Raw genomic sequence first — 26,498 nt, 5'->3', positions numbered from 1 at the left:
GACCTCACGGTCAGTTCATTGCCTACAATCACGGGCGTGACGAGCGCGCGAACCCGTACCGCCGGGACCAAGGGCGTGCCCCGCGCCGAGCGCGAGGAGCAACTGCTGAGCGCGGCCGTCGAGGAGTTCGGCCGCCGTGGCTACGGCGGTGCGTCGATGGCGGCCATCGCCGAGCGGGTCGGGGTCACCAAGCCCCTGCTGTACCAGTACTTCGGGTCCAAGGACGCGCTGTACGCCGCGGCCTTGGAGCGGGTCGCCGGTTCGCTGACGCGCGCGCTGACCGACGCGCTGGTCCCGGGCGTCACCTCGCTGGGGACGCCGTTGTCCGTGCTGCGCGCGATCTTCACCACGCTGGAGGGGCAGCGCCACGCCTGGTTCGTGCTCTACGACCGGACGTTGCCCGCCACGGGTCCGCTGCGCGCGGCGGCCGAGCGCCACCGCACCGCCATCGACGGGCTGGCGGCCGCGGGCAGCGCGGAGTTCCTCGCCGCCCGCGGGATCGGGGACCCGCTGGACTCCGACGCGCTCAAGCACCTGTGGACCGGCACCGTCAGCACTCTGGTCACCTGGTGGATCCACCACCCCGGCGAGTCCGCACAGGCGATGGCGGAGCGCTGCCGGCGGCTCATCACCGCGATCGTCACCTGAGCCGCCACGCCCCGTTCCCGCCACGCGGACCGCTCAGAGGGTGACGAGCCGTACCGCCGCGAGGAGGGTCAGGGCGACGGTGACGCGCTCGAAGACCTTCGGGCTGATGCGGCTGATGGTCGCGCGGCCGGCGGCGGCCCCCGCCAGCACCGCCGGGGCGGCCATCGCACCGAAGGCCAGCGTGTCGGGCGTGATCAGCCCCAGGGCCACGCTGAAGGGCACCTTGAAGGCGTTGAGCAGCAGGAAGAACCAGGCGCTGGTGCCGAGGAAGCCCAGCATCGGCAGCCCCACGGCCAGGAAGTACAGCGCCATGATGGGGCCCGCCGCGTTGGCCGTCATCGTGGCGAAGCCCGCGAGGATCCCGGCGCCCGCGGCGACGGCCCTGCGCTGGGCGACCGAGTCGTCCGGACCCCGGCGCCGGCTCCACCAGTGGACGGCGAGCATCAGCAGCAGCAGCGCGCCGATGAGTTCCCGCATCCGTGCGTCGTCGATCCGGTCGACGACCACCGCGCCCAGCAGCACCCCGACCACCACCCACGGGAAGAGCCGCACCAGCCGCCCCCAGTCGGCGTGCCGGCGGTAGGCGGCCACGGCCACCACGTCGCCGACCAGGAGCAGCGGCAGCAGCACGCCGGTGGACAGCTTGGCCGGCAGCACCAGCGCGAACAGCGCCACCCCCACCGTCCCGGCCCCGGACACCCCGGTCTTGGAGTAGCCGACGAGGAAGAGGGCTAGCAGCGCCACGGCCCACTGCGCCGGGTCGAGCGAGGGCATCAGGGCCGCCGGGGGACGGAGGGTACGAAGGTCACTCCATGTTCTTACCTGGCCCTCACGCCGCCGCCGCGACCGGGGTGGGTCCGGCGGCACGGCCGCGCGCAACTTCGCCCTGGTCGCGCCCGGTTGTCACCGAGGGTTCCCCGGGGGGCCGTCGCCGCGTGGGCTGCCCGTCCCCGTGCGCGTCTGGGATGGCGATCAAGGACCGGGCGGCGCCAGGCGGCGCCCGGTGGAACCGAACGTCAGGAGAGCGAATGTCCGTCACAGCCGCCGAACCGCGCGACAGGGCGCGCCGGGTGGGGCAGGCCGCGCGGAGGGGGGCGGTGTTCGCCGCCGCCCTCACCATGGTCGCCGTCGTCCCGCCGGCCGTTGCGGGGGCGCAGTCGCCCGCCGCCTCCGGTACGCCGGGGATCGTGTGGACGACGCAGCAGGTGGCGCCGGGTCTGCAGGTCCGCAGCGGCGAGCTGCGGGACCCCTCGGCCGCCGGGGTGTGGACGGTGACCGTGCAGGCCCCCGCCGTCAACCGGCTGACGGGCGCCGCCACGTGGGCTCCGCTGGGTGACCGCGCCTGGGCCGACGCGACCGCCGCGCGGCTGCGGGAGGCCGGGTTCGAGCCGCGGCTGGAGGCGGTGGAGTGGGACACCTACGCCGACACCCCGCGCGGCGTGATGGGCTGGCAGGTCCGGGTCGGCCGGTACGCCACGCAGGCCGAGGCGGGCCCGGCGAACGCGGCGGTCGTGGCCGCCGGTTTCCGTACGTCGACGGAGTGGACCGGTTACGACGGACGGCAGGCCGCCGACGGCGAGCGCATCCACGTGGCCGTGGTGGACCCGGCGCGGCTGCGCGGGTCGGTCGAGGTGAGCGACGGCGGCAACGTCGCCGACCGGGAGAAGACCTCGGCGGTCGCCGGCCGGCTGGGGTCGCTGCTCGGGGTGAACGGCGGCTTCTTCATCACTTCTGACGCCGACGGCGTCCAGGGCACCGTCGCGGGTCTGTCCGCGGTGGACGGCCGGCTGGAGTCGATGGCGGTCGGCTCGCGTGCGGCGCTCGTCCTCGGCGACGGCGGGCGGCGGCCGCGGATCGCGGACCTGTCCACCACGGTCACCGTGCGGGCCGGGTCCGCCCGGTACGCGGTGCAGGGCATCAACCGCGTGCCGGGCAAGGTCCGCAACTGCGGCCGCCCCGGCGGCGTCCCGACCGAGCAGCCCCGCCACGACACGACCTGCACCCTGGCCGACGACCTGGTGGAGTTCACCCCCGCCTTCCGCACGACGCTGCCCACGGGCAGCGGTGTGCAGGTGGTGCTCGACGCGCACGGGACGGTGCTCTCCACCGGCGCCCGCGGCGGCTCCGTCCCCGAGCGCGGCACGGTGCTGCAGGGCACCGGCTCGGCGGCGACGTGGCTGACCGGGCACGCGCGGACCGGCAAGCGGCTGGTCGTGCGGGAGATCGTCCGGGACGCCGAGGGGCGTCAGGTCAAGCTCGGTCCCGGCGACAGCATCGTGAGCGCGGCGCCCACCCTGGTGGAGGACGGTCGCGTCCACATCGACGCGGCCACCGAGGGCACCTTGGACCCGCTGGACCTGTCGTTCGGTTTCGCGTGGTCCAACGTGCGCCAGCCGCGGACGATGGCCGGCATCGACCGGCGGGGCCGTCTGCTGCTGGTCACCGTGGACGGGCGGCAGCCCGGGGTGAGCGAGGGCTTCACCCTCAGCGAGGCGGCGCGGTTCATGCGCTCCCTGGGCGCGGTGCAGGCCCTCAACCTGGACGGCGGCGGCTCGTCGGCGATGGTGGTCGAGGGCGCCCTGGTCAACGTCCCCTCCGACGCGACCGGTGAGCGCGCCGTCGGCGACACGATCCAGGTCCTGCCGGGTCGCCGCGGCCAGGACTGACGCGGGCCGCCACCGCCAGGCCGCCCCTGACGACCTCCGACCACCCCGGGCCTCGCTCCGGGGTGGTCGGCTGGTCCGTCCGGCCGGAAGGTCGGCCTTCCTTCTCTTTTGCCCCGGTATGATGCGCTTCGTGATCATGTCCGGATGGCCACGGCGCCGACGCGCCCGCCTCGACGGCCGCTGGGAGGCTCCCTGGCTGTCCCCGGTGATCCTGACCGTGCTCATCGCCGCCCTGGCGTTCGCCACCCCGCGCGAGATCGCGATCAGCCGCCTGCTGCCCGTCGCGCCCGCCCTGGCCGCCGCGATGTGGCCGGTGCTGCCGACCGTGCTGCTGGGCGCGTTCTGCCTGCTGGTCATGGTGGGCCTGAGCTTCGTCTACACCGACCTGGGCACCCCGTACACCGGGGCCGCGATCGTCGCGGTCACCCTGGCGGCGGCGTACGCCAGCCACGTGCGGATCCAGCGCGAGGAGGCGCTCTTCCACGCCCGGATGGTCGCCGACGCGGCGCAGACGGTACTGCTGCGGCCGCTGCCGCGGCGCATCCAGGGCCTGGAGATCGAGTCGCTGTACCTGGCGGCACAGGAGCAGGCGCGCATCGGCGGCGACTTCTACGAGGTGGCCGACACGTCCCACGGGGTGCGGCTGCTCATCGGCGACGTGCGCGGCAAGGGGCTGTCCGCCGTGGGCGCGGCCTCCGCGCTCAGCGGCTGCTTCCGCGAGGCGGCGCACGACGAGCCTGACCTGCGGGGCATCGTCCGCCGTCTGGAGACCAGCATCATCCGCCACAGCTCCGGCTATCCCGGCCCGGACCTGCCGGAGCGCTTCGCCACTGCCGTGATCGCCGAGATCCCGCACGGCGGCGGCCGCCTGCGACTGCTCAACTGCGGGCATCCGCCGCCGATCCTCATGCACGCCGGCCACATCCGGGTGCTGGAGCCGACCGCCGCCTCCCCACCCCTGAACCTCGCCGAGCTCATCGGGGACACGTACGTCGTGGACACCCACGCCTTCACCGCCGGCGACCAGCTGCTGCTCTACACCGACGGCGTCACCGAGACCCGCGACCGCGCCGGGGCGTTCTTCGCGCTGCCGGACTGGCTGCGGCGGCAGAGCCCGGCAGCGCCCCGCGAACTGCTGGACCGGCTGCACCGGGAACTGGTGCACTACAGCGGCGGGCGGCTGGAGGACGACATCGCCGCCCTGGCCCTGCGCTCGCCGCACGTCGCGACCCGCGACGCCCCGTAAATCGCTGTCGCGCGGGCGCGGCCCCGCCCTACGCTCACCGCCATGCCCCGACCTCACGGATTCTCCTACCGCCGGCGCGGCGACGGCACCGTGGTCGTCACCCACGGCGCGCACACCGCCGTCGTGCTGCGCGGGGAGCGGGCGGAGCGCTTCCTGGAGGAAGTGGAGCGCGGTGACGCCCAGCTGGTGATGGCCCGCTGGACCGGCGACTACAAACGGGGCAACGAGCGCACCGCCCGCGCCCACCCCCGCAACCACGGCTGACCGGCCCCGGCGGGCCCACCGCCGCCGTACACAAAATGTACAGATTGATATCGTTTTGTAGACTTTCCTCATGGAACGTCGCCGGCCGGCGGATGCCGGATCCGCGACCGCGGTGGGCGCACCGCGGGTGAGCCTGCGCGCGCAGCAGCGGCACCTGACCCACAACCGGGTCCTGGACGGGGCGGTCGAGGTCTTCGCCGCCAAGTCGTTCGTCGCCGCCACCATGGAGGACATCGCCCGCGCGGCCGGGGTCACCCGGGCCACGGTGTACGCGCACTTCCGCGGCAAGGCGGAGGTCATCGCCGCCCTGACGGACCGGGTGTACCAGGTCACCGACGGCCTGTACGCCGAGCTGGCAGCCGTCCCGGAATGGACCCGCTCCGGCGTCCGCGACTGGCTGGAGCACGCGGCGGCGAGCTGGCGGGCGCTCGCGCCGACCATCCGCGTGCTGCTGGCCGCCACCCCGTCCGCGGCCGGTGACGACGGCAGCGCCCGCGACCGCTACCTGGCGGCGCACGAACGCTACGTCACCCTGCTGACGGCCCCGCCCCGGCGCTGGCAGGGCGTCACCCCCGCACAGGCACGGCAGCGCGCCCTGATGGCGGTGCTCCAGACCGGGTCGTTCCTCACCGCCTGGATCGCCGGCGGCCTGCCGGTCGACACCGACGACCCGCTGGAACTCCTCGCCGACGACCTGTGCCACCTGCTGCGCCCCGCCCTCGCCGACCGGCCCGCCGCGCCCCGGCGTCCCCGCGGACCGTCGTGAGGACCGGACCCGACTCCCCGAGCTCACTGGAGGCATGCGCCATGGCCGCGACCGAGCCCCGGAACTACCCCTTCACCGAAGCCGACCGCCTCACCGTCGACCCGGCCTTCGCCGAACTGCGCAAGGACGAGCCGCTGTGCCGGGTCCGGTTCCCCTACGGGGAGGCCGCCTGGCTGGTCACCCGGTACGAGGACGTCAGGACCGTCCTGGGCGACCCCCGGTTCAGCCGGGCCGAGGCCGTCCACCGCGACGAGCCGCGCCTGCGGCCGCACCGGGGCCTGGAGGGCAGCATCCTGGACCTCGACCCCCCGGACCACACCCGGCTGCGGCGGATCGTGGCCAAGGCCTTCACCGCCCGGCACATCGAACGCCTGCGGCCCCGTACCGAGCAGATCGCGGCCGGACTGGCCGACGGCATGGTCGCGCGCGGCGCGCCGGCCGACCTCGTGGCGGACTTCGCCCTGCCGCTGCCGGTCACCGTCATCTGCGAACTGCTCGGCGTCCCCCTCGCCGACCGGGCCGACTTCCGCACCTGGTCGGACGCGTTGCTGTCCACCACCAAGTACACCCCGCGGGAGGTCCAGGACTGCACCGACGCCCTGATGGCCTACATGGCCGGCCTGATCGCCGAACGGCGCGCCGCGCCGCACGACGACCTCCTCGGCGCCCTCGTCGACGCCCGCGACAACGACGAGCGGCTGTCGGAACGGGAACTGCAGGTCCTGGCGATCTCCCTGCTCGTCGCGGGCCACGAGACCACCGCCTCGCAGATCCCCAACTTCGTCTACACGCTGCTCACCCACCCCGGACAGCTCGCGGCACTGCGCGCCGACCCCGGCCTGGTCCCCGGCGCCGTCGAGGAGCTCATGCGCTACGTCCCCCTGGGCAACGGCGCGGGCATGCCCCGCTACGCGCTGGACGACGTCGAGCTCAGCGGCGGCACCGTACGCGCCGGGGAGGCGGTGGTCGTCTGCCCCGTCTCGGCCAACCGCGACGAAACGGTGTACACCGACCCCGACCGGCTCGACGTGCTGCGCCAGGAGGCCTCCCACGTCGGGTTCGGGCACGGACCGCACCACTGCCTGGGCGCCCAACTGGCCCGTATGGAACTGCAGGTGGCCCTGCGCACCCTGCTCGACCGGCTGCCCGGGCTGCGCCTCGCCGGACCGGACGAGAGCGTCGTGTGGAAGTCCGGCGTCGCCCTGCGCGGGCCCGAGCGGATGCCGGTCATCTGGGACCGGACCTGACGACACCGGAGGACACGCATCATGACCTGGCAGATCGAGGTGGACCGCAAGACCTGCATCGGCACCGGCTCCTGCGCCGGGATCGCCCCCGAGCATTTCGAGCTCCGCGACCGCAAGTCCTGCCCCAGGCACCCGACGGCCGAACCGGACGAGCTCCTGGTCGACGCCGCGGAGTCCTGCCCGGTGGAGGCCATCACCATCCGGGACGCGACCAGCGGGGAACTGATCGCGCCCCAGCCGTAGGCCCGGACGGCCCTCAGACCAGCGTGCGCGGGCGGAGCTCCGGCTCGGTGGAGGCGTCGGTCATCACGGCGTAGACGCTGCCCTCCTGTCCGGCCGCGCCACCGTGCCGCCCGTCCGGGGTGAGCGCCAGTGCCCGCAGTTCGGACCGGTACTCGTCGGGCAGGCCGGCCGCCTCCTCCAGCGCGACCCGGCACGCGTCGGCGGGCTCCTTGCCCAGCGCCAGCAGGTCGACCACCGTACGCGCCGTCCCGCCGCGCAGGCTCAGCTCGCCGCGTCCGGTGCAGGCCGCCCCGCCGCCGCGCAGGTCGCACCAGTTGCCCGCCCCCGGGACGGCGGAGTCCCCCACCCGTCCCGGGTACTTGAAGGGGTAGCCGGAGGTCGAGACGCCCACGCACATCTCGCCGTGCGCGTCCAGCGCGATGATGTTGATCGTCCCCCACGGCCCCTCGTGCGGCGCCATCCGCCGCACCAGTTCCAGCGCCGCCCGCCGGTAGCGGTGGTCACCGTCCACGGCCGGGGTGTTCTCCCCCTCCACCGCCTCGGCCGCGGTCAGCAGCTGCTCGCGCCACATGGCCCGGGACTCCTCGGTCAGCAGTTCGGCGCCCTCGAACCCGTTCTCCCGCGCGAACAGCGCCGCGCCCTCCCCCACCAGCAGGCAGTGCTGCGGCAGCCGCTCCATCACCGCGCGCGCCACCGAGATCGGGTTCGGGAACCCGCGCAGCGCGCCGACCGCGCCGAACCTGCGGTCCGAGCCCGTCATCACCGACGCGTCCAGCTCGACCACGCCCTGCGCGTTGGGCAGCCCGCCGGTGCCGACGTAGTGGTCGGTGAGGTTGTCCTCGCAGCGGCGCATCGCCGCCTCCACGGCGTCCACCACCGTCCCGCCGCGCCGCAGGACGTCCATCCCGGCCGGCAGGCCGACCTCGCTGCGCTCGCTTCCGATGATGACGGGCTGCGTCATGGGATTCCCTTCGCTGGTGGGTCGGGCCGGGCGGGCGCCCGGCACCCGTCACGAGCTGGTACGACGTCGTCGCGAGCCTAGTCCCGGGCTCGCGCGGGCCAGTCAGGGGCCGGGGGCTGCCGCGAGGGCGCGCAGTTCGTCGCGGATCCGGCCGACGGTCATCGCGACGGCGGAACGGCCCCGGCCGCGGGCGGATCCACGCGGCACCTGGTACACCGTTCGGCCCATCCCGACGGGGAAGAACCGCGCCCCTCCGCCCCCACCCGGCATCTCCATGCGCATCCCGTACCCCGGCCCCGGGGGCCCGTATTCACCCGTCCGGCCCTTTCGCCGGGCGCGGAGGGAAATCCACGCTGTCTGCGGACGCGGTGACAACGCGGATGATCACAGTTGCCACTGCGCCGCCCGTAGTTGCGCCATCCACGCCGTTCGCCCGGGTCCCACGATCGGCGCAGGTGACACCGCCCGCACCGCCCCCGCGCGGTGTTCCCGGGCTGCCCCGGCCCGGCCCGCCGCCCAAGCTGGAGTTGACGGATGCGGTCAGGACTTGTCGACGAAGACCTCGAGGTGAGCAGATGGCACAGACGCCGATTACCCCCGAGAACGTGCGCAGGATGCAGTTCACCACCGTCCGCCTCCGCGAGGCCTACGACGAGCGCGAGGTCGACGACTTCCTGGACGAGGTGCAGTCCGAGCTGACCCGGCTGCTGCGGATCAACCAGGACCTGCGCGCCGCGCTCTCGGCCGTCGAGTCCGCCGACCGGCAGCACGAGGAGCCCGAACTCGAGGTGGCGTCGGCACCCGGGCCCGAACCGGAGCCGGAGCCGGAACCCGAACCCGAACCCCAGGCGGCGCCGGAACGCGTCCCCGTCCCCGCCGCCGAGGTGGCGCAGCCCGCGCGGCTCGCCGAGCCCGCCGAGCCCGCCGAGCCCGAGGAGGTCACGGACGGGCAGCCCGGGTTCGCCGTCGACAGCACGGCCCGCCTGCTCGCCCTGGCCGAACGCACCGCCGAGCAGGCCGTCGCCGAGGCCCGCGCCGAGGCCCACAAGATCGTCGGCGAGGCCCTCGGACAGGCCGAGAGCCTGCGCCGGGACGCCCGCGACCGGGCCCTGGCCCTCGAGCACGAGGCCCGCGAGAAGCACCGTCAGGCGATGACCACCCTGGCCTCCGCCCGCACCGCGCTGCAGCGCAAGGTCGAGGACCTGCGCACCTTCGAGAACGCCTACCGCACCCGCCTGACCGCCCACATGCAGTCCCAGCTGCGCCGCCTCGACCGCGACCTCGCCCGTTCCCTCGCGCCGCCCCCCGCTCCCCCGACGGTCTCCCTCACCCGCGCCACCGCCAAGCGCGCCGCGGAAGCCCGGCCCGTCCCCCCGGCCCCCACCCCGGCCATGGCCGCCGCTCCCGACCCGGCCGCCTCACCGGCTCCGGCCCCGGCCCCGGACACCGCCACCCTCACCACCGCGGGCTCCCTGAGCGGCGAGGAGGACTAGGAGCGCCGGTCACCACATGACCGGACGGTTGGCGCAGGAGTACTCGTCCGCGACGTTGAAGACGCCGGCACAGCCCGGGCACTCCGCCGCACCGAACAAGTGGGCTATTCCGTCGGCGAGGGCCCGCTGACCGTCGCGGACGCAGATCCCGTGCATCCACCGGCCCGTTCCGGTGAGTTCCCCTGCGTCCGCCGCACGCAGGTCCCGCCGGATCTCCTCAGGCCCGTCCCACACCTGCGCGTAGCACCCGAAGCCGCCGACGGCGATCGTCACCCCGACACCGCAGTGCGGACACTCCACCCTGATGATGTCGTCCGTGAAGCCCTCCAGGACGTTCGCCCAGTGGTACTCCCCCCTCACCGCGAGGAGGGCGAGGAAGGACGCGAGGTAGTCGGCGGGCCTCGACCGCAGGTGCCGGTCGAGCACCTCGCCGAACTCCGCGATCACGGCGGCGCAACCGGCCGGAAGGTCGTCGCAACCGTGCCGGCCGGCCGCGCGCGCCAGGATCCTCCCGGCCAGGGCGCGTGCCTCCGCGCTGTGCGCGGCGAGGCGCACGAGGCGTGGCAGGGACGCGAAGCTCGCCGGGGACACCAGGTCGTGCTCGAGCACGAGGCGCCACCCCAGTTCCTTCCACGCTTCAGGGTCGTCCCGGCGCTCCACCCGCGCCAGGAGTTCCGGAACGCGATCGACGTCGAACCGGCAGTCAGACATGTGCGCCCACTCCACCATTCCGGCATTGAACCGTGCCGGGGCAGCGGGGGGCGACCCGGTCACCCTTCGGCGGCGGGGAGCCGGTAGACGGAGACGTGGGAGCGTGACTCGGCGGTGAACTCGGCGCCCTGCCAGTCGGCGTGGCGGGACTCCAGCGTGAATCCGCCCAGCTGGGCCATGAGGTCGAGCTCCGAGGGCCAGATGTAACGGTGCGGGGAACGGAACAGCCGGGTCGGCTCGCCGTCGGTGAACCGGAAGTGGTGCGAGACGACCTGCTGCCCCAGGACGTCGTAGGTGTCCAGCCCGATGTAGCCGGATTCGGAGTGGAAGACGACCGCCTGCTGGCCGGGTGGCAGCTTGCGCAGCTCGGGGACCCACAGTTCGATCACGAAGCACCCGCCCGGCTCGAGATGGCGGGCGGCGTTGCGGAAGCACGCGACCTGTGCGGCCTGGGTGAGCAGGTTCGAGATGGTGTTGTAGACGAGGTACACGAGCCGGAAGGTGCCCGGGGCGCGGGCGGCGGTCATGTCGCCGGTGACGACCGGGATCGACGCGTCGTCCGCCTTGGTGCGCAGTCGGTCGATCATGGGCTGTGACAGCTCGATGCCGCTGACGGGTACGCCTCGCCGCGCGAGCGGCACGGCCACGCGGCCGGTGCCGATGGCGAACTCGAGCGCCCGTCCGCCGTCGGCGAGTCCCGCGAGGCGGTCCACGACCGGCCCGAGTACGTCCGGGGCGAACATGCCGGTGCCGGGGGTGTCGTAGTTCCGGGCGGTCTCCTCGTCCCAGATCTCGTCCTGTCGCATGCGCCCGACGATCCACCAAGCGGGCGGCGAAGTCGAAGGAATTCCGCGCGGGGCATCACACGGCGAAAGCCGGGGAAGACGGATCGAACACCGTTCTGCGGGGCATGGATGTCCCAACACGGCGACGGGACCCGGGGAGGCGCCCGTGAAGGTGGCACTGCTCACGCGGGAGTTCCCGCCGTACGTCTACGGCGGGGCGGGCGTCCACGTGGAGTTCCTGGCGCGCGAGCTAAGGTCCCTGACGGACCTTCAGGTTCATTGCTGGGCCGGGGCGGACGGCGCGGACGTGACGGGAGGCACGGAGGACGCGGGCGGCCCCGGCGTCAGCCGGCACGCCGCCGCCGCGGAGCTCGGGGGCGCGAACGAGGCGTTGCGCAGCCTGTCGGTCGACCTGTCGATGGCCGCCGCGCTGGCCGGCCGGGACCTGGTGCACTCACACACCTGGTACGCCAACCTCGCCGGCCACCTGGCCAAACTGCTCTACGGCGTCCCGCACGTGATGACCGCCCACTCCCTCGAACCGCTGCGCCCCTGGAAGGCCGAGCAGCTCGGCGGCGGCTACGCGCTCTCCAGCTGGGCGGAGCGGACGGCGGTCGAGGCCGCCGACGGCGTCATCGCCGTCTCGCACGGGATGCGCGCGGACATCCTGCGGAGCTACCCGGCGCTCGACCCGGCGCGTGTGCACGTGGTCCACAACGGCATCGACACGCGCCTGTACCGGCCGGACGGGTCAACGGGGGCGCTGACCGCGCACGGCGTCGACCCGGGCCGCCCGTACGCGCTGTTCGTCGGCCGGATCACACGGCAGAAGGGGGTCCCGCACCTGCTGCGGGCCGCCCGGCGGATCGATCCGGACCTGCAGATCGTGCTGTGCGCCGGGGCGCCCGACACCCCGGCCATCGACCGCGAGTTCCGCGAGCTGGTGGAGGAACTGCGGGCCGTACGCGGCGGGGTGATCTGGATCCCGCAGATGCTGCCGCGGCCCCAGGTGGTGCAACTGCTCACGCACGCCGCGGTGTTCGTGTGCCCGTCGGTGTACGAGCCGCTGGGCATCGTGAACCTGGAGGCCATGGCGTGCGGCGCCCCGGTGGTCGCCTCCGCGGTGGGCGGGATCCCCGAGGTGGTGGAGGACGGGGTGACCGGGCTCTTGGTGCCGTACGAGGAGAAGGACCCGGAAGCCTTCGAGGCGGGGCTGGCCGCGGCGGTCGGCGCGCTGGCCGGCGATCCCGCGGCGGCGGCCCGGATGGGGACGGCGGGACGCGAGCGGGCGGTGGCGGAGTTCGGGTGGGACGCGGTGGCCCGCCGCACCGTGGGCGTGTACGAGGAGATCGGCAAGGCGCAAGGGCGGTAGCGGCAAAGGGGGCAGGGATGCGCGGCGGACCTTCGGTGCTGGGAATCGTGCTCGCGGGCGGCGAGGGCAAGCGGCTGATGCCGCTGACCGCCGACCGCGCCAAACCGGCGGTGCCGTTCGGCGGCGCCTACCGGCTGGTGGACTTCGTCCTGTCCAACCTCGTCAACGGCGACATCATGCGCATCTGCGTGCTGACGCAGTACAAGTCGCACTCCCTGGACCGGCACATCACCACCACCTGGCGGATGTCGAACCTGCTGGGCAACTACGTCACCCCCGTCCCGGCGCAGCAGCGGCTGGGCCCGCGGTGGTTCCTCGGCAGCGCGGACGCCATCTACCAGTCGCTGAACCTGGTGTACGACGAGCAGCCCGACTACATCGTCGTGTTCGGCGCCGACCACGTGTACCGCATGGACCCCCGGCAGATGCTGCGCCAGCACATCGAGGCGGGCGCGGGGGCCACGGTGGCGGGCATCCGCATCCCGCGTGACCAGGCCTCCTCGTTCGGGATCATCACCCCGGGACCGGGTGGGGTGCGGGTGGAGCGGTTCCTGGAGAAGCCCGCCGACCCGCCGGGCCTGCCCGGTGACCCCGACCGGGTGTACGCCTCGATGGGCAACTACGTGTTCACCACCAAGGTGCTGCTGGACGCGCTGGCCCAGGACGCCGAGGACGACTCCTCCGTGCACGACATGGGCGGCAGCATCATCCCGCTGCTGACCGCCAAGGGGCAGGTGCAGGTCTACGACTTCGACGACAACCACGTGCCCGGCGAGACCGCCCGCGACCACGGCTACTGGCGGGACGTGGGCACCCTGGACGCCTACTACGACTCCCACCAGGACCTGATCTCGGTCCACCCGGTCTTCAACCTCTACAACGACCAGTGGCCGCTGTACACGCACTCGCTGCGGCTGCCCCCGGCGAAGTTCGTGGCCGGCGGGATCGCGGGCGAGTCGATGGTCAGCCCGGGCTGCATCATCTCCGGGCAGGTCACGCAGTCCGTGCTGTCGCCGGGGGTCGTGGTGGAGGAGGGCGCGGTGGTGCAGGGGTCGGTGCTGCACGACAACGTCCGCATCGGGCGCGGCGCGGTCGTGCGCCGCGCCATCCTCGACAAGAACGTCGTCGTGCCCGCCGGCGCCACCGTGGGCGTCAACCCGGAGCGTGACCGCGAGCTCTACCACGCCTCCGCCAACGGCGTCATCGCGCTGGGCAAGGGCCAGCACGTGCTTTGACTTCCTCCCCGTCCCACAGGACGGGGATTCCTGGCTCACGCGGGCTGGGAACCAGCGGTCCGCCAGCGCTTGCACGATCGGCACCAGCCGGGTTGAGACCAGCCCGGACCAGCATCACGCGGGCGGAGTTCTTGTCCCTGGGGGAGACGGCTCCGCACGCGGTGCAGGTGTAGGTACGTTCCGAGAGTGGGAGTGCGTGCTTGGTTCTCGCTCCGCACGACGCGCAGTCCATGGTGGTGTGCGCGGGATGCACCAGGCGGACGTCCCGCCCGTGCTTGCGGCCCATCTCGATCAGGGCCGTCTTCGTGGCGCCGATCGCCGCGTCCGCCGCCTTGCGCGCCATCGTGGTCTTCGCGAGGAACCTCGGCCGGAAGTCCTCGACCGCGATGACATCGTGGTCGGTCACCACGCGCTTGGCCCACTTGCGGGCGGTGTCCTGCCGCCGGCGAGCGATCTTCTTGGACACCTTCGCGGCGGCCCGGCGGGCCTTGCGGTAGCCACCGGTGTCGGGCCTGTTCCTCGGCGTACGCCGGCGGGCCATCATCTTCTGGTAGCGGGCCAGCTTCGCCGCAGCGGTCCTCCCGTGCTGGGCGTGCGGCAGGTCGTGGACGTCGCTGGTCGTGGTCGCGGTCTCCTTGACGCCCCAGTCGATACCGATCACCGCGCCGGTGGCGGGCAGCGGCTCTGGGGCAGTGGCGACGACGAACGAGGCGTACCAGTGGCCGAGGCCGTCCCGGTACACCCGCACCGAGGATGGCTCGGACGGCAGGTCGCGGGACCACACCACCGTGAGCACGATGCCGCCGGCCAGGTGCAGGCGTCCGTTCTTGAGCCTAAAACCGCGGGTGGTGTAGTTCAGCGATGGTGCGGTCTCACGCTTGCGCTTGATGCGGGGCATCCCGGCCCGCTGCCCCATCGGCAGCCGCGCCGTGATGTCCTTCAACGCCTTGGTCCGGGACTTGGCGAAATCCCGGATGACCTGCTGCTGCAGCACCGAACTGCCCTCCCGCAGCCACGCAAGCGACCGCCTCGCCTCGGTCAGCAACTTGTCGAGCTGCGCAGGGCCGCACGTGACCTTCTGCTCGGCGCTCCTGTTCAGGCCGTGGACCTTGCGGGACACCGCCACGCACTCGTTCCACACCCACCGGCAACGCGCCCACTCCGCCTCCAGACCGGCACCCGCCGTGGACGACAAGAGACCGCGGCTCAGAACCGAGGCGCGGAGAACTCTTCCGCTTCGCGGCCCCGACCCAAGGACCCGTACCTCCCCGGACCGGAGACCCCAGCACCCAGGTGACCGGGCGGCAGGCCCGGGCAGGGCTCAGCCCACGGCCACGCCGGGCACCAGCAACGACGCCCGTCGCCATGTAGAGGGCGGCCACCAGGAGACGCTGGTCCTGTTCGAGGAGGTCCTCGTACTCAGCCCGGGACACCTGGACGACCTCGTGGCCCGGCGGTCGGTCCGCACCGCGTGGTGAATGAGGCCCGCCTTCACGGCGATCGCCGCTCCTCCCCCGCTCCCGCCGCGTTCGCCGCCATCGTGGGACTGCCCGCACCAAGGCTGCGCAAAGTCCTGGCGGGGCATGAGACGGCGTGACGGGCCACGGCGTATGGAGGGTGCAGTTCCTTCCTCACGTCCCCCTGCCCGCCGGAGGTAGCACGCCCGTGACCGTCACCAAGGAGGCCCCGGCGTCGGCCGGGACCGCACGGCAGGACGCCGGGCGGCCGGATCCGGAACAGGGGTGGCGGGTCAGTTCGCCGCTGGTGCTGACGTTGCTGCTGCTCGTCGCCCTGATGCTGCAGGGACCGGTGCGCGGGGCGCTGTCCGCGCCGGTGATGCAGAGCTGGATGACCGTGTTCGTGGCGGTGGTGGTGCAGGCGTTGCCGTTCCTGGTGCTGGGCGTCGTGCTCTCCGCGGTGCTCGCGGTGTGCGTCCCGCCGTCGTTCTTCGCGCGGGCGCTGCCGCGCCGGACCGCGGTGGCGGTGCCGGTGGCGGGCGTGGCGGGGGCGGTCCTGCCGGGTTGCGAGTGCGCGTCGGTGCCGGTCGCGGGGGCGATGGTGCGGCGAGGGGTGGCTCCGGCGGCGGCGCTGACGTTCCTGCTGTCCGCGCCGGCGATCAACCCGGTGGTGCTGACCGCCACGGCCGTGGCCTTCCCGAACGAACCGCGCATGGTGGTCGCCCGGTTCGTCGCGAGCCTGCTGGTGGCCTGCGCCATGGGCTGGCTGTGGCAGCGTCTGGGGCACGCCGACCGGTTGCGCCCCGCGGCGCACCCGTCGGCCGAGGGGCAGGGCAAGGGTGCGGCGTTCTGGGGTTCGGTACGGCACGACGTGATGCACGCAGGCGGGTTCCTGGTGGTCGGGGCGATGGCGGCGGCCACGCTCAAGTCCTTCGTGCCCGAGGACGTCCTGCGGCTGGCGTCGGGCAACCCGGTGGTGTCCGTGCTCGCGCTGGCGGTGCTCGCGGTGGTGCTGTCGATCTGCTCGGAGGCCGACGCCTTCGTGGCCGCGTCCTTGTCGCAGTTCTCCCTCACCGCCCGGCTGGTGTTCCTCGTCGTGGGGCCGATGATCGACCTGAAGCTCTTCGCGCTGCAGGCGGGCGCGTTCGGACGCGCGTTCGCGGTGCGGTTCGCGCCCGCCACCTTCGCCGTGGCCGTCGTGGTGGCGTCCCTGACCGGGACGGTGTTCTTGTGAACCGGGAGGCACAGGCCGCCGTGCTGCTCCTGACCGGGGTGGCGATGCTCCACGCCGGGCTCAGCGACCTCTACCTGCGCTACGTCAAGGCCGGGCTGCAGCCGCTGCTGCTGGCGGCCGGCGCCGTGCTGGTCGTCGCCGCCCTGGCGACCGTCTGGTACGAACTGCGCCGCCCCCGCCGCGCTCGCCGCACCGGGGCGGACGCGGACGAGGGGCATGCGCACGACGCGGGGCACGCGCACCCGCACCGCGAGCCGAAGGTCGCGTGGCTGCTGGTGCTGCCGCTCGTCGCGCTCGTCCTGGTCGCCCCGCCCGCCCTGGGCTCCTACTCCGCAGCCCGGACCGGCACGTCCGTCCCGCGCCCCTTCGGTTTCCCCGCCCTGCCCGCGGGGGACCCGCTGCGGATGGAGACCGCCGAGTACGCCGGCCGGGCGGTCTACGACCACGGGCGGTCCCTGGGCGGCCGTCAGGTCACCCTCACCGGGTTCGTCAGCATCGGCCGCGACGGCACCCCGTACCTGACCCGCATGGTGCTCAACTGCTGTGCGGCCGACGCCCGCCCGGTCAAGATCGGCCTGACCGGGCAGGTGCCGCCCGTCCTGCGGCCGGACGCCTGGCTGGACGTCACCGGGACCTACACCGCGCGCCGGGCGAAGGACCCGGTCAACGACGGTCCCATCCCGTTCCTGGACGTGAGCCGGGCCCGGCCGGTGCGGGCGCCGTCGGAGCCGTACGAGGGCTGACGCACCGGCCCCCGGTCAGCCCGGCTGGCTGCTGTCCTTCAGCGTGCCCCAGCCGTGCCAGCGCTCGACCTCGATCAGGGCGCTCACGCGCTCGCGGTCCCGCTGCGGGTAGGCGCGGCCCAGGTACTGCTGGGCCAGCCGGTCGATGTCGGCGAGGTCGCTGTCCTGGCGCAGTTCGGCGACGCGACCGACCACGGTGACGTGGGTGTACCAGTTCCCCTCGTCCAGGACCGTGAGGGTGACCCGGGGGTCGTTGCGCATGTGCTCCAGACGCTTGCGGCCACCGTCCATGTTGACCAGGACCCGGCCGTCGTCCCAGAGGTACCAGGTGGCCGTGGACACCGGCTGGCCGTCGGCCCTCAGCGTCGTGATCACGGCCGGGTTGGGCTTCTTCAGCATCTCGATCGCGGCCGGGGGAAGCGGGGGCTTGGACACGGGAACTCCTTCTCGGTGATCTTCGGCGCTGCGCCCTCACCGTGCCACATCCCGCCCGGCCGGACCGCGGCCCGGACCCGGCGCGCCCCGCGGTGTCCGTCGAAGGGGCGCGCCCCGGGCCGGCACGTCAGCAGAACCAGCCGTCCTGGACCCAGCCGTGGCGGTTGATGTCGCCGTAGGCGAACCCGTAGGCCCAGTCGCCCTGCTTGCTCTCGACGGTGAAGGTCTGGCCCTTGTAGAGGGTGCCCATCCAGGCGCCCAGCGGGGCGGTGCGGACGTAGAGGTCCTTGGCGCAGACGGTCTCGCGCCGGCCGATCGTCCCGTCGGCCGCCCGGGCGGGCGCGGCTGTGGTCAGCACGGCGGCGGTGAGGGCCGCGACGGCGGTGGCGGCGCGGAGCATCCGGGATGCGGGCATGCGGGTGGTCCTTCCTGTCGTGGGGGTGACGGTGCGGAAGGGGGTCACCAGGAGCCGTAGCCGCCGAGGCACTCGACGCGGACGTAGCCCCAGTCGCCCTTGCCGAAGTCGAAGGTGGCGGCCCAGCCGTTGTAGACGGGGTGGGCGCCCCGGGTGTGGCCGACCTTGTTGCCGTAGCCCAGGACGCGGATCAGCCCGTGGGGACCGGAGGCGCTGTCGTAGTTGGCGTAGAAGCTCGCGCTCTGGCACACGATGATCGCGTGCTCGGGCGGCACCGCGGCGTGCGCGGGCTGCGTCATCAGTGCGCACGCCGCCGCTGCGGCGGTGGCGGCCAGCGTCTTGGTCACCGTCCTCATGAATGGTCCTCTCGTGGGGGGGTGTCGCGGATCAGGATGGCGGCCCGTTGTCTATGCGGGTAGAGGGGGTTGGGAAAAATTTGCGTGCCCATGACATTTCGTCTCGGCGTCGAGCCCGAACGGGCCCCCACCCCGGCCCGGTTGCCCCCTCGATAGCATGCGCGCATGCCCGAGGACAGCCTGATCGAAGTGACGCTGGTCGACGCGGCGGACGGACTGCCGTTCGGCCGCTCGGAACTACCCTCAGGACAACTCCCGGAGTCCTTCGCGCCGGAGACCCGGCTCGACCTCGGCGGGGCGGTGTGGCAGGTCGTACGGGCGCAGCCCGCCGACCGCACGGCCTACCTCGCCTCCGGGCGGCTGGTCCTGACGCTCCGGCGCCTGGGGACGGTGGACCCGCGGCAGGTCGCCTACACCCTGCCGACGCTCTGCGCGGAGCTGCCGCCGCTGGCGCCGCCCGACCCTGCCGCGGACGACCTGGAGATCCACGAGGACGAATGGCGCCAGGCCGAACTGGTGGAACGCCGCTGCGCGGCCCAGGTCGAGGCGGAACTGGCGGACATCACGCGGATCTTCCGGGAGCACGCACGAACAGTCGGGGAAGGCGACGGGGCCGTCCAGGTGTTCGACGAGCTGCACCTGCGGGAGACGCCGGCCGAGCCGCTGACGGGCGCGCTCACCCGGCAGCGGCTCTTCGACGTGCTCCCGGCGTCGCACACGTACGCGGGGGTGGCGCTGCGGGACGCACAAGGGCGGGTCGCCGGCTCGTTCGCCGCCCGCGTCGGTCCGGTCACGGTGTACGGCCGCTGCGCCGGCGACCGGGTCGTCACCCTGGGCCTGACCCCGGCGGCGCGGGCGACGGTGGCGGTGCCGGGACTGGCCCAGCTCATGCGGGAGTTCGGCCTGGTGCTCGTCGACTGGTGCGCGCCGCGCCGCGAGGAGCTGCCGTAGTCGGTGGCCTGCCGCTTCGCGGCGGGGACCTCACGTCCACACGCCGGGGCCGGCCCCGCGCCATTCGACGAGGTCCGGGTCGGCCAGGTCGATGGCGTCGGGATCGAGGCCGGCGCGCCGCAGGAACTCCTGGAAGTCGCGGAGGTGGTACGCGATCCCCAGGATCTCGCCGTCCACGCGGACGCGCCGGCCGCCGCCCGTCGATGGCGGCATCACGATGACGCGACGCTGCATGCCGTCAGGATGACCCGTCCGGCCCTGCCCCGCATCCCGGCCGCCGGGCGGCGCCCCCGGGAAGGGCACCCGGATGGTCCGGCCGCCGCTGCCGGGCACGGACGGGCGTGACAAGCTGGCCGGAACCCGTCAGCGCACCGAGGGAGCCTGCGGTCATGACCGAACGGACGATGCGGGCCGTCGCCTCCTACCGGGGCCTGCCCGTGGAGGACCCCGAGAGCCTCGTGGACGTCGAGGTGCCGGTGCCGGATCCCGAGCCCCGTGACGTACTGGTGCGGGTGCAGGCGGTGTCGGTCAATCCCGTAGACATCAAGGTCCGCCCCGGGTTGCCCGCCTCCGACCGGCCCCGCATCCTCGGCTTCGACGGCGCAGGCGTGGTCGAGGCGGTGGGTGAGGGGGTGACCACCCTTCAGGTGGGGGACGAGGTCTGGTACGCCGGGGACCTCACCCGCGCCGGCAGCAACGCCGAGTTCCAAGTCGTCGACGAGCGCCTCGTGGCCCGCAAGCCGCGCAGCCTCGGCTTCGCGGAGGCCGCCGCCCTGCCCCTGACCGGCATCACCGCCTGGGAGACCCTCTTCGACCGGTTCACCCTCGACGCCGGGTCCACCGGCACCCTGCTGGCGCTGGGCGGCGCCGGCGGTGTGGGCTCGATCCTCATCCAGCTGGCGAAGCAGCTGACCGGCCTGCGGGTGCTGGCCTCGGCCGGGCGGCCCGAGACGGCGCAGTGGGTCACCGGGCTCGGGGCCGACGCCGTGGTCGACCACCACGACCTCGCCGCGACCGCCGCCGCGGCGGCCCCGGAGGGCGTCGACTACCTGCTCTCCCCGCACTCCGCCGGCAACATCGAAACGTACGCCCGGATCATGCGTCCGGGCGGACACATCACGGCGATCGACGAGCCCGAGGGGCTGGACCTGCTGCCGCTGAAGGCCAAGAGCATCGCGTGGCACTGGGAGTTGATGTTCACCCGGCCGATGTTCCGGACCCCCGACATGATCGAGCACAAGAACCTGCTGCAGAAGATCGCGACCCTGGTGGACGACGGCCGCATCCGCAGCACCGTCACCACCACCATCGAGGACTTCTCGGCCGCCGGGTTGCGCCGCGCCCACGAGATGGTGGAATCCGGCCGGAGCATCGGCAAGATCGTCGTCACCCGCTGACAGCTCCCGGCGGCGGACGCGGCACCTCTCCGGCGCCGCCGCCACGGCGCCCCTCGGAGCCGTCCTGGGCTCTGACCCTGATCAATCTCCAGGACAGCAGCGAGAGCGGCACGATCGAGGCTCGCGCCAAGCAGGGGGGTCTGGGGGCCGGAGCCGACGGTCTCGACCAGGTCCTCGACGGACAGCACCTGCACCTGTGGGCTCCTCGGCGACTGAGTCGAGGGGTCCCCGGCCCACGACAGCCTGATGTGGGGGCGCCCGCCGCCGGGGCGGCCGAAGCGGATCCTAGAGCGCTTCGCCGCCTTCGTGGCGGCGGATGGTGACGTACTCGCTCGCGTCGCGGCCGGCCAGACGGCGCTGGAGGGATCCCGCGATGCGGCCGGCGTGCCGCTTGGCGAGTTCGGCCTTCTCACCGTGGAAGAGCCCGTCCACCGTCAGGGTCCACAGCGCCAGCCAGCGGGCGAAGTGCGCGGGGCCCAGCGGGGCCATGCGGTGCAGCGCCAGATGCGGGGCCAGCGCGTTGCGCCGGTACCGGCCGGCCGCGAACAGCACCGACTCCCAGAAGTCGCACATGACCGGCAGATGCGCGTCCAGGTCCATCCGGGCCACCTCGGTGAAGACCGGACCGATCAGGGGATCGGCGAAGGCCCGGCGGTAGAAGGCGGTCACCAGCCGTTCGACGTCCGCACGGTCCGCGAGGTCAGGACCCGTCCCGCCCGCCACGGCGACGGGCCCGGGCGCGCTCACAGCCGCTCCAGGACGAGCGCCGCGCCGCATCCTGCCAGGCACAGTGCCTTGACCACCTCGAGCGCGACGTACCGCAGGTGCGCGCGGCTGCGCGGGCCGGTCTCCCCGGCGAGGACGGCGGCCGTGCGGCGGTTCAACGCGGGCCGGACCACGAACAGTTGTGCAAGGAGCACGGCGACGGCCCCCGCGCCCAGGCCCAGCGCCACCGGCCCCGGCACCTCCCACGCCACCGCCACGGCGGCGATCGCCGCGAGCACGGCCTCGACGCGGTTCAACGCACGGAAGACGATCCGTCCGATGCCCAGGCCCAGGGGCACGGTGATCCCCTCGGCGCGGAACTTGAGGGGCGCTTCCAGGAACGAGATCCCGAGCACCATCCCCAGCCACACGAAGACCGCGGCCACCTGCGCCAGGACGGCGCCGGCGTTCACCGGGCCCTCCGCTCGGGGTGGCGCCGGGCGGTGCGCACGGGATGCCGTCGGATGCGGTGAAGGTCCATGCCCTCACCCTAGCGTAAATGTGCATTTGAGATGCACATTTGAGTCGGCCGTCACAATCCCCCCAACCCACTTGGGGAACAGGCGGATCGACACCGAGAATGGTCCGATGACCTCGCCCGATCTGCTGCCGGACCACCGGCTCGAGCGCACCGCCGTCGTCGCCAACAACACCATGAACCGCGAGCGGGGTCTGACCGGCGCCAACAGCTACGCCCGCGAACTCGGCTTCGACCCGGTCGGCCATCTGCTGGCCCGCACCCCCGAGCCGCGCTGGCTCGACCTGTGCAGCGGGGAAGGGCTGGCCCTGCGGGAGGCCGCGGGCCGCCTGCCGGCGACGGCGCGGCTGACCGGCGTCGACCTGGTGGGGCCCCTGGCACCGGCACCCCTGCCGCCCACCGTGGAGCTGGTCACGGCGTCGGTGACGGACTGGGAGCCCACCGCCGCGTACGACCTGATCACCTGCGTGCACGGCCTCCACTACGTCGGCGACCGGCTCGCAACGCTCACCCGCGCCGCAGGCTGGCTCCGGCCCGGCGGTCTGCTGACCGCCCACCTCGACCCCGCCTCGATCCGCTGGGCGGACGGCGGCCCTGCCGGGCGGTTCGCCCTGGCCGCCCTACGGGCCGAGGGGTTCACCTACAGCGCGCGCCACCACCGCCTTACGCTCACCGGGCCACGCACCGTCCGCCTCCCCCTGCGCTACGTCGGCGCCGACCCCGATGCGGGACCCAACTACACCGGCCAGCCCGCCGTCGCCGCCCATTACCGGCGCGCCGACTGAGCCACGGACCGCCGGCACCCCGACCGGCGACGCTCCTGTCAAGTCCCGAAATCCAGCGACGTGACGCGTGAGCGGCCGTAGGGCCTACTGGAGACATCGCCACTTCTCCGGCTCACGCAAGAGCACGACGTCGCCGGCGACGACATCGGCCCAACAGGGCCGGTCGGAGGCACGGGCCGCAACGGCCCGCCGCGGACGGGGGCGGAGGTCCTCACGCCCTCCTCGGACCTCCGCCCTTCCGCGACACCCCTCCCCGCACACCTCCCGGAAAGAAGCACCTGCCATGTCCAGGCACACACTGCAGCGGCCCGTCGCCCTGGTGATGGCCGCCCTGGCGGTCGCCGCCGGCGCCACGGGTGCCGCGCACCTGACCCACACCTCCGCCGACCGCCCCGCACCGTGCTCACGGGAGGGGATTCCCGGGGGCGACAAGGGCGCGGCGGGTCCGGGCGGCGTGCCCGGCCTGCCCGTAGCGGCGGGCGCGTCCGGATGCGCCGTGCCCGGCGCCCTGCCGGACAAGCCCGAGGACCGGCTCTCCGTCGTCGACAAGACCCGGATCGTGGTGCTCATGGCCACGGGCGAGGCCCGAGGTTCCGAGGTGGCGGCACAGTACAAGGTCTCCGAGGACCGGATCGCGACCTGGAAGGCGCAGCTGCTCATGGGCGACTGGTCGGGACTCCTCCTTCCCGAGACCCGCACCACCCCCTGACCGTCCCACCCCGCGGCAGGACCCGGCGGGGCCGCCGCGAGGCCCTGGGGCCGGCCGCCACGCCGGGCGCGGGAAGGACTCGCCCGGTGGGTCCTTCCGTCCGGCGGCGCCCATCCCCGCACGGCGCGCTTCACCCAGCAGGTGAATCGCGCCTTCTCGCGTGCCGCCGCCGGAGACCGTCAACCGACGGCACGTCATCCGGGGCGCCGGAATAACCGGTTGGCCGACAGAGCGGCATACGTCACCATCGCCCCATGGGAGCACTGGACGCGGTGGCGGGCAGGCTGGCCGGCGGGGCAAGCGTCGAGTTCCGGCCCAGCGGCTCTTCGATGGTCCCCTTGATACGCAGCCGCGGGCTGGTGACCGTCGCCCCGGTCGACCCGTCGAAGCTCGAGGTCGGCGACATCGTGCTCGCCCGTGTCGCGGGCACGGTGTACCTGCACCTGGTGTCCGCGGTGGACCCGGCCAGGAAGCGGGTGCAGATCAGCAACAACCGGGGCCATGTCAACGGCTGGACCGGATACGGCCGGGTCCACGGGATCTGCACGTCGGTCGACGGTGTCCCCCGCCCTCGCACGGCGGGCAAGGTCCTCGCCTAGTGACACGTCTGTGACGGTCGGCGGACGGGGTCATGACGTCGCAGCGCGAAGGTGGTTCATAGAGGGCAAAAAGCCCCAATCGGACATCCGCCTCCCGCTTCCGAGGGCGTGAGCAGGGACCGCAGCCGCCGAACCGCCGAAGGACACCACCATGAGCTCCGCACCCACCACGCCCCAGGCCGACACCAGCCCCGACGCCGACACCGCCGGGACCGGCGGCGACGTCCCCGAACTCGCCCCCCGCGAACGCGAGACCCTCCGCCACATCGCCGCGGGCCGCACCTACCTCCAGACCGCCCGCCACATGGGACTGTCCAAGCACACCGTCGACGCCTACCTCCGCCGCATCCGCGCCAAGCTCGGCATCTACAGCACCGCCGAACTCACCCGCACCGCCATCGCCCTCGGACTGTGACCCCGTCCGCACGGAAGGTGACCGCGCCCGGGGCGGCGGGCGCGGTGCCACCGCGGAGACACCGACCCGGCGACCACGCCGGCACCACGGATCACGACGTCGCACCCACCTCCTCGCACGCGGCACGCCGCGCACGCGCCAGGTTCACCCCGCTGGCGATGATCCCGATGTGGCTGAACGCCTGCGGGTGGTTGCCCGCGAACTCCCCCGTCGTGGGGTCGATCTGTTCCGACATCAGCCCGAGCGGGCTCGCCCGGCCGCACAGCGAGGCGAACAGCTCCTCGGCCTCCTCGATCCTGCCCTGGCCGGTCAGGTTGTCGACGAGCCAGAAGCTGCACAGGACGAAGGCCCCCTCGTCACCGGGGAGGCCGTCCGGCGACTCGTCGTGGAGGTAGCGGTGGAGCAGTCCGCCGCCGGCCGAGAGGCGGTCCGCGATCGCCGTGGCGGTGGCGACCATCCGCGGATGGCTCACGGGGACGACCTGCCGCAGCGGGAGCGCGAGCAGGCTGGCGTCGAGTCCACCGCCGCCGTCCAGGTACCGGCCGAGGGTGTGCACGTCCTCGTCCCATGCGCGCTCGAGGATCAGCCGGCTCAGCGCGTCCGCGGAAGCCCGCCACGCCGCGGTCCGACCGGGCAGGCCGAGCCGCTCGCCGATCGATGCCGCCCGGTCGAGGGCCACCTGGCACATCCCGGCGGAGTAGGTGAACACCCGGCCTTCGCTGCGCACCTCCCAGATGCCCTGGTCGGGTTCCCGCCAGGCCCGGTCGGCGGTCTCCGCGAGCCGGCACAGGCCGCTCCACAGGGCGGGCTGGAGGGCGCCGCCGGCGAGCAGCCACTGGTCCGCGCAGTCCAGCACCTCGCCGTAGACGTCGTGCTGACGCTGGTCGGCGGCTCCGTTGCCCCACCGTACGGGGGCCGAGCGCCGGTAGCCCTCCAGCCCCGGGTCCTCGACCTCACCGGGCACCGGGCAGCCGTCGACGTCGTACATGATGCGGGGCCGACGGCTGTGCTCGAACGCGTCCAGGACCCAGCCGAGGAACGCGTCCGCCTCGCCGCGGAAGCCGATGCGGCGCATGGCGAACACGGTGAAGGCGGCATCGCGGATCCAGGTGTAGCGGTAGTCCCAGTTGCGGATCCCGCCGACGGGCGCGGGCAGGGAGGACGTGGGTGCCGCGACGAGGGAGCCGTTGGTCCAGTCGTCACAGAGCTTCAGGGTGATCGCGGACCGGCGGACCAGGGGTTCCTCGGGGCCGTCGTAGCCGAAGTCGGTCATCCAGCGCCGCCAGGCGTCGGCGGTGCCTGCCACCATCGCCTCGGCGTCGAACCGGTGGTGCCGGTGGAAGCGGCCCCAGGACAACACCAGGTCGAGGCGCTCGCCCTGCCGCAGGTCATGGGCGCTGTGCAGGGACTCCAGCGGCCGGCTGGAGCGCAGGTGCAGCCGCAGGTCCGGCCGGCGCGGCACGCGGACCTCCAGTCCGCTGAACAGCGCCTGGGCCTGCGCACCGCCGCGCGGTTCGACGTCGACGCGCAGGCGTACGCGGCCGTCGAGGACGACGGCCGAGCGGACGAGTTCGCCGCGGTCGGCGGGGGCGTCGTCGGTGAGGTCGGCGCCGGAGCGCAGCACCAGCGCGTCGGTGACACGCACCGTGCCGGTGGGGCAGCGCAGTTCGGTGACGAGGACGCCGGTGTCGGGCTCGTAGCGCTGGCGGGCCTCGCGCAGTTCCTCCGGCGCCACGGTGAAGTGCCCGCCACGGGCGGGGTCGAGCAGGCCGCAGAACAGGGGTGCGGCGTCGAACCGGGGCAGGCACAGCCACGGGAGGGAGCCGTCGAGGCCGACGAGGGCCGCCGTCCTGCCGTCACCGATGAGGCCGAAGTCCTCGAGCGGCAGGTAGCCGTCGTGCCTGCGCACCTGCCGGAACGGCGGATCCAGTTCGAGCATGCCGCCTCGCTTCCACGCGACTCCGACCGACGCGGGTTGCCGCGGGCCGCCAAGTCGGCCTGGCGGTAGGAGGATCCGCCGGGGTCATGAGTCGTCGGCGTGGAGGTTCTTGACCTTGATCCAGTCACGGCTGCGGCGACCCGGAAGGTACGTACTGGTCAACCGCTTCGCCACCACACCGTC

The 26,498-nt window shown here is 73.5% G+C and carries 31 protein-coding genes; 18 read left to right on the top strand and 13 right to left on the bottom strand.

Annotated features, from left to right (window positions below):
* Positions 1-36 precede the first annotated feature (36 nt).
* Positions 37-648, top strand: coding sequence for a TetR/AcrR family transcriptional regulator (locus tag ACFYYN_RS41475; protein ID WP_500327677.1), 612 nt, complete (start codon positions 37-39; stop codon positions 646-648).
* A 33-nt stretch (positions 649-681) separates the two neighbouring features.
* Here the strand turns inward: ACFYYN_RS41475 and ACFYYN_RS41470 are convergent, their stop codons facing one another.
* Positions 682-1,422: a TSUP family transporter gene (locus ACFYYN_RS41470; RefSeq protein ID WP_500549914.1), complete on the bottom strand. Its 741-nt coding sequence runs from the start codon at positions 1,420-1,422 to the stop codon at positions 682-684.
* 254 nt (positions 1,423-1,676) lie between these two features.
* On the opposite strand from ACFYYN_RS41470, the gene ACFYYN_RS41465 reads away from it, so the two are divergent.
* The 6 genes from ACFYYN_RS41465 (at position 1,677) to ACFYYN_RS41440 (ending at position 7,080) form a co-directional block, all read left to right on the top strand.
* Positions 1,677-3,314 carry a phosphodiester glycosidase family protein gene (locus tag ACFYYN_RS41465; RefSeq protein ID WP_500549913.1) on the top strand — a complete coding sequence of 546 codons (1,638 nt, stop codon included), beginning with the start codon at positions 1,677-1,679 and terminating at the stop codon, positions 3,312-3,314.
* A 130-nt stretch (positions 3,315-3,444) separates the two neighbouring features.
* Positions 3,445-4,560 carry a PP2C family protein-serine/threonine phosphatase gene (locus ACFYYN_RS41460; protein ID WP_500549912.1) on the top strand — a complete coding sequence of 372 codons (1,116 nt, stop codon included), beginning with the start codon at positions 3,445-3,447 and terminating at the stop codon, positions 4,558-4,560.
* Positions 4,561-4,602: 42 nt separating this feature from the next.
* Complete coding sequence (locus ACFYYN_RS41455; protein WP_500549911.1) at positions 4,603-4,824, top strand: hypothetical protein; 222 nt, start codon at positions 4,603-4,605, stop codon at positions 4,822-4,824.
* A gap of 70 nt (positions 4,825-4,894) precedes the next feature.
* Complete coding sequence (locus ACFYYN_RS41450; RefSeq protein ID WP_500327685.1) at positions 4,895-5,590, top strand: TetR/AcrR family transcriptional regulator; 696 nt, start codon at positions 4,895-4,897, stop codon at positions 5,588-5,590.
* Positions 5,591-5,631: 41 nt separating this feature from the next.
* Positions 5,632-6,837: a cytochrome P450 gene (locus ACFYYN_RS41445; RefSeq protein WP_500549910.1), complete on the top strand. Its 1,206-nt coding sequence runs from the start codon at positions 5,632-5,634 to the stop codon at positions 6,835-6,837.
* Between the two features lie 21 nt (positions 6,838-6,858).
* Positions 6,859-7,080 (top strand): ferredoxin, encoded by a 222-nt coding sequence (locus ACFYYN_RS41440; RefSeq protein ID WP_500327687.1) that lies wholly within the window; start codon positions 6,859-6,861, stop codon positions 7,078-7,080.
* A gap of 13 nt (positions 7,081-7,093) precedes the next feature.
* Here the strand turns inward: ACFYYN_RS41440 and ACFYYN_RS41435 are convergent, their stop codons facing one another.
* Entirely contained in the window at positions 7,094-8,041 is a 948-nt protein-coding gene (locus tag ACFYYN_RS41435) for a glycosylasparaginase (protein WP_500549909.1), read from the bottom strand.
* A gap of 575 nt (positions 8,042-8,616) precedes the next feature.
* Between ACFYYN_RS41435 and ACFYYN_RS41430 the strand changes: the two genes are divergently transcribed.
* Positions 8,617-9,534: a DivIVA domain-containing protein gene (locus ACFYYN_RS41430; protein ID WP_500549908.1), complete on the top strand. Its 918-nt coding sequence runs from the start codon at positions 8,617-8,619 to the stop codon at positions 9,532-9,534.
* 9 nt (positions 9,535-9,543) lie between these two features.
* Here ACFYYN_RS41430 and ACFYYN_RS41425 read toward each other — a convergent pair whose 3' ends face one another.
* Both ACFYYN_RS41425 and ACFYYN_RS41420 read right to left on the bottom strand, forming a co-directional pair.
* A complete protein-coding gene (locus ACFYYN_RS41425) occupies positions 9,544-10,245 on the bottom strand; it encodes a hypothetical protein (protein WP_500549907.1) in 702 nt (233 codons plus the stop codon).
* Between the two features lie 59 nt (positions 10,246-10,304).
* Positions 10,305-11,051 (bottom strand): class I SAM-dependent methyltransferase, encoded by a 747-nt coding sequence (locus ACFYYN_RS41420; protein WP_500549906.1) that lies wholly within the window; start codon positions 11,049-11,051, stop codon positions 10,305-10,307.
* A gap of 145 nt (positions 11,052-11,196) precedes the next feature.
* Here ACFYYN_RS41420 and glgA point away from each other — a divergent pair, with 145 nt between their 5' ends.
* Complete coding sequence (gene glgA, locus ACFYYN_RS41415) at positions 11,197-12,402, top strand: glycogen synthase (RefSeq protein WP_500549905.1); 1,206 nt, start codon at positions 11,197-11,199, stop codon at positions 12,400-12,402.
* 17 nt (positions 12,403-12,419) lie between these two features.
* Positions 12,420-13,637: a glucose-1-phosphate adenylyltransferase gene (glgC, locus tag ACFYYN_RS41410; RefSeq protein ID WP_499509120.1), complete on the top strand. Its 1,218-nt coding sequence runs from the start codon at positions 12,420-12,422 to the stop codon at positions 13,635-13,637.
* On the opposite strand, the gene ACFYYN_RS41405 is transcribed toward glgC, so the two are convergent.
* On the bottom strand, positions 13,603-14,808 hold the full coding sequence (locus tag ACFYYN_RS41405) for an RNA-guided endonuclease InsQ/TnpB family protein (protein ID WP_500549941.1): 1,206 nt from the start codon (positions 14,806-14,808) through the stop codon (positions 13,603-13,605). The genes glgC and ACFYYN_RS41405 overlap by 35 nt on opposite strands.
* Positions 14,809-15,302: 494 nt before the next feature.
* Between ACFYYN_RS41405 and ACFYYN_RS41400 the strand changes: the two genes are divergently transcribed.
* Positions 15,303-16,328 carry a permease gene (locus ACFYYN_RS41400; RefSeq protein WP_500549904.1) on the top strand — a complete coding sequence of 342 codons (1,026 nt, stop codon included), beginning with the start codon at positions 15,303-15,305 and terminating at the stop codon, positions 16,326-16,328.
* Positions 16,325-17,071: a TIGR03943 family putative permease subunit gene (locus tag ACFYYN_RS41395; protein ID WP_500549903.1), complete on the top strand. Its 747-nt coding sequence runs from the start codon at positions 16,325-16,327 to the stop codon at positions 17,069-17,071. Before ACFYYN_RS41400 ends, ACFYYN_RS41395 begins: the two co-directional genes overlap by 4 nt.
* 15 nt (positions 17,072-17,086) lie before the next feature.
* Here the strand turns inward: ACFYYN_RS41395 and ACFYYN_RS41390 are convergent, their stop codons facing one another.
* The 3 genes from ACFYYN_RS41390 to ACFYYN_RS41380 form a co-directional block, all read right to left on the bottom strand.
* Positions 17,087-17,506: a PPOX class F420-dependent oxidoreductase gene (locus tag ACFYYN_RS41390; RefSeq protein ID WP_500549902.1), complete on the bottom strand. Its 420-nt coding sequence runs from the start codon at positions 17,504-17,506 to the stop codon at positions 17,087-17,089.
* A gap of 127 nt (positions 17,507-17,633) precedes the next feature.
* Positions 17,634-17,921 carry an SH3 domain-containing protein gene (locus ACFYYN_RS41385; RefSeq protein ID WP_500549901.1) on the bottom strand — a complete coding sequence of 96 codons (288 nt, stop codon included), beginning with the start codon at positions 17,919-17,921 and terminating at the stop codon, positions 17,634-17,636.
* A gap of 44 nt (positions 17,922-17,965) precedes the next feature.
* Positions 17,966-18,277, bottom strand: a complete 312-nt coding sequence (locus ACFYYN_RS41380) for a hypothetical protein (protein ID WP_500332333.1) — start codon at positions 18,275-18,277, stop codon at positions 17,966-17,968.
* Positions 18,278-18,442: 165 nt separating this feature from the next.
* On the opposite strand from ACFYYN_RS41380, the gene ACFYYN_RS41375 reads away from it, so the two are divergent.
* A complete protein-coding gene (locus ACFYYN_RS41375; RefSeq protein WP_500549900.1) occupies positions 18,443-19,228 on the top strand; it encodes a hypothetical protein in 786 nt (261 codons plus the stop codon).
* A 30-nt stretch (positions 19,229-19,258) separates the two neighbouring features.
* On the opposite strand, the gene ACFYYN_RS41370 is transcribed toward ACFYYN_RS41375, so the two are convergent.
* The gene (locus tag ACFYYN_RS41370) at positions 19,259-19,462 is read right to left on the bottom strand and encodes a hypothetical protein (RefSeq protein ID WP_499509128.1); all 204 of its coding nucleotides are present in this window, start codon (positions 19,460-19,462) and stop codon (positions 19,259-19,261) included.
* Between the two features lie 155 nt (positions 19,463-19,617).
* On the opposite strand from ACFYYN_RS41370, the gene ACFYYN_RS41365 reads away from it, so the two are divergent.
* Positions 19,618-20,625 (top strand): zinc-binding alcohol dehydrogenase family protein, encoded by a 1,008-nt coding sequence (locus ACFYYN_RS41365; protein WP_500332335.1) that lies wholly within the window; start codon positions 19,618-19,620, stop codon positions 20,623-20,625.
* A 285-nt stretch (positions 20,626-20,910) separates the two neighbouring features.
* Here ACFYYN_RS41365 and ACFYYN_RS41360 read toward each other — a convergent pair whose 3' ends face one another.
* On the bottom strand, positions 20,911-21,372 hold the full coding sequence (locus ACFYYN_RS41360; RefSeq protein ID WP_500549899.1) for a group III truncated hemoglobin: 462 nt from the start codon (positions 21,370-21,372) through the stop codon (positions 20,911-20,913).
* A complete protein-coding gene (locus ACFYYN_RS41355; RefSeq protein ID WP_500439047.1) occupies positions 21,369-21,803 on the bottom strand; it encodes a hypothetical protein in 435 nt (144 codons plus the stop codon). Before ACFYYN_RS41355 ends, ACFYYN_RS41360 begins: the two co-directional genes overlap by 4 nt.
* Before the next feature lie 175 nt (positions 21,804-21,978).
* Here ACFYYN_RS41355 and ACFYYN_RS41350 point away from each other — a divergent pair, with 175 nt between their 5' ends.
* The 4 genes from ACFYYN_RS41350 (at position 21,979) to ACFYYN_RS41335 (ending at position 24,376) form a co-directional block, all read left to right on the top strand.
* The gene (locus tag ACFYYN_RS41350) at positions 21,979-22,653 is read left to right on the top strand and encodes a class I SAM-dependent methyltransferase (protein ID WP_500549898.1); all 675 of its coding nucleotides are present in this window, start codon (positions 21,979-21,981) and stop codon (positions 22,651-22,653) included.
* A gap of 283 nt (positions 22,654-22,936) precedes the next feature.
* Positions 22,937-23,362, top strand: coding sequence for a hypothetical protein (locus ACFYYN_RS41345; protein WP_500549897.1), 426 nt, complete (start codon positions 22,937-22,939; stop codon positions 23,360-23,362).
* A gap of 254 nt (positions 23,363-23,616) precedes the next feature.
* A complete protein-coding gene (locus ACFYYN_RS41340; protein ID WP_500549896.1) occupies positions 23,617-23,961 on the top strand; it encodes a S26 family signal peptidase in 345 nt (114 codons plus the stop codon).
* Between the two features lie 151 nt (positions 23,962-24,112).
* Positions 24,113-24,376 carry a response regulator transcription factor gene (locus ACFYYN_RS41335; RefSeq protein ID WP_500323426.1) on the top strand — a complete coding sequence of 88 codons (264 nt, stop codon included), beginning with the start codon at positions 24,113-24,115 and terminating at the stop codon, positions 24,374-24,376.
* 91 nt (positions 24,377-24,467) lie between these two features.
* Here the strand turns inward: ACFYYN_RS41335 and ACFYYN_RS41330 are convergent, their stop codons facing one another.
* Together ACFYYN_RS41330 and ACFYYN_RS41325 are read right to left on the bottom strand one after the other, a co-directional pair.
* Positions 24,468-26,315 (bottom strand): glycoside hydrolase family 15 protein, encoded by a 1,848-nt coding sequence (locus tag ACFYYN_RS41330; protein ID WP_500549895.1) that lies wholly within the window; start codon positions 26,313-26,315, stop codon positions 24,468-24,470.
* 84 nt (positions 26,316-26,399) lie between these two features.
* Entirely contained in the window at positions 26,400-26,489 is a 90-nt protein-coding gene (locus ACFYYN_RS41325) for a hypothetical protein (RefSeq protein ID WP_500549940.1), read from the bottom strand.
* Positions 26,490-26,498 lie beyond the last annotated feature (9 nt).

Source organism: Streptomyces sp. NPDC001902, from assembly GCF_042891295.1.
Classification (GTDB): Bacteria; Actinomycetota; Actinomycetes; order Streptomycetales; family Streptomycetaceae; genus Actinacidiphila.
Note: the sequence above shows the minus strand (reverse complement) of the source record. Positions and strands in the feature narration are given on the sequence as shown.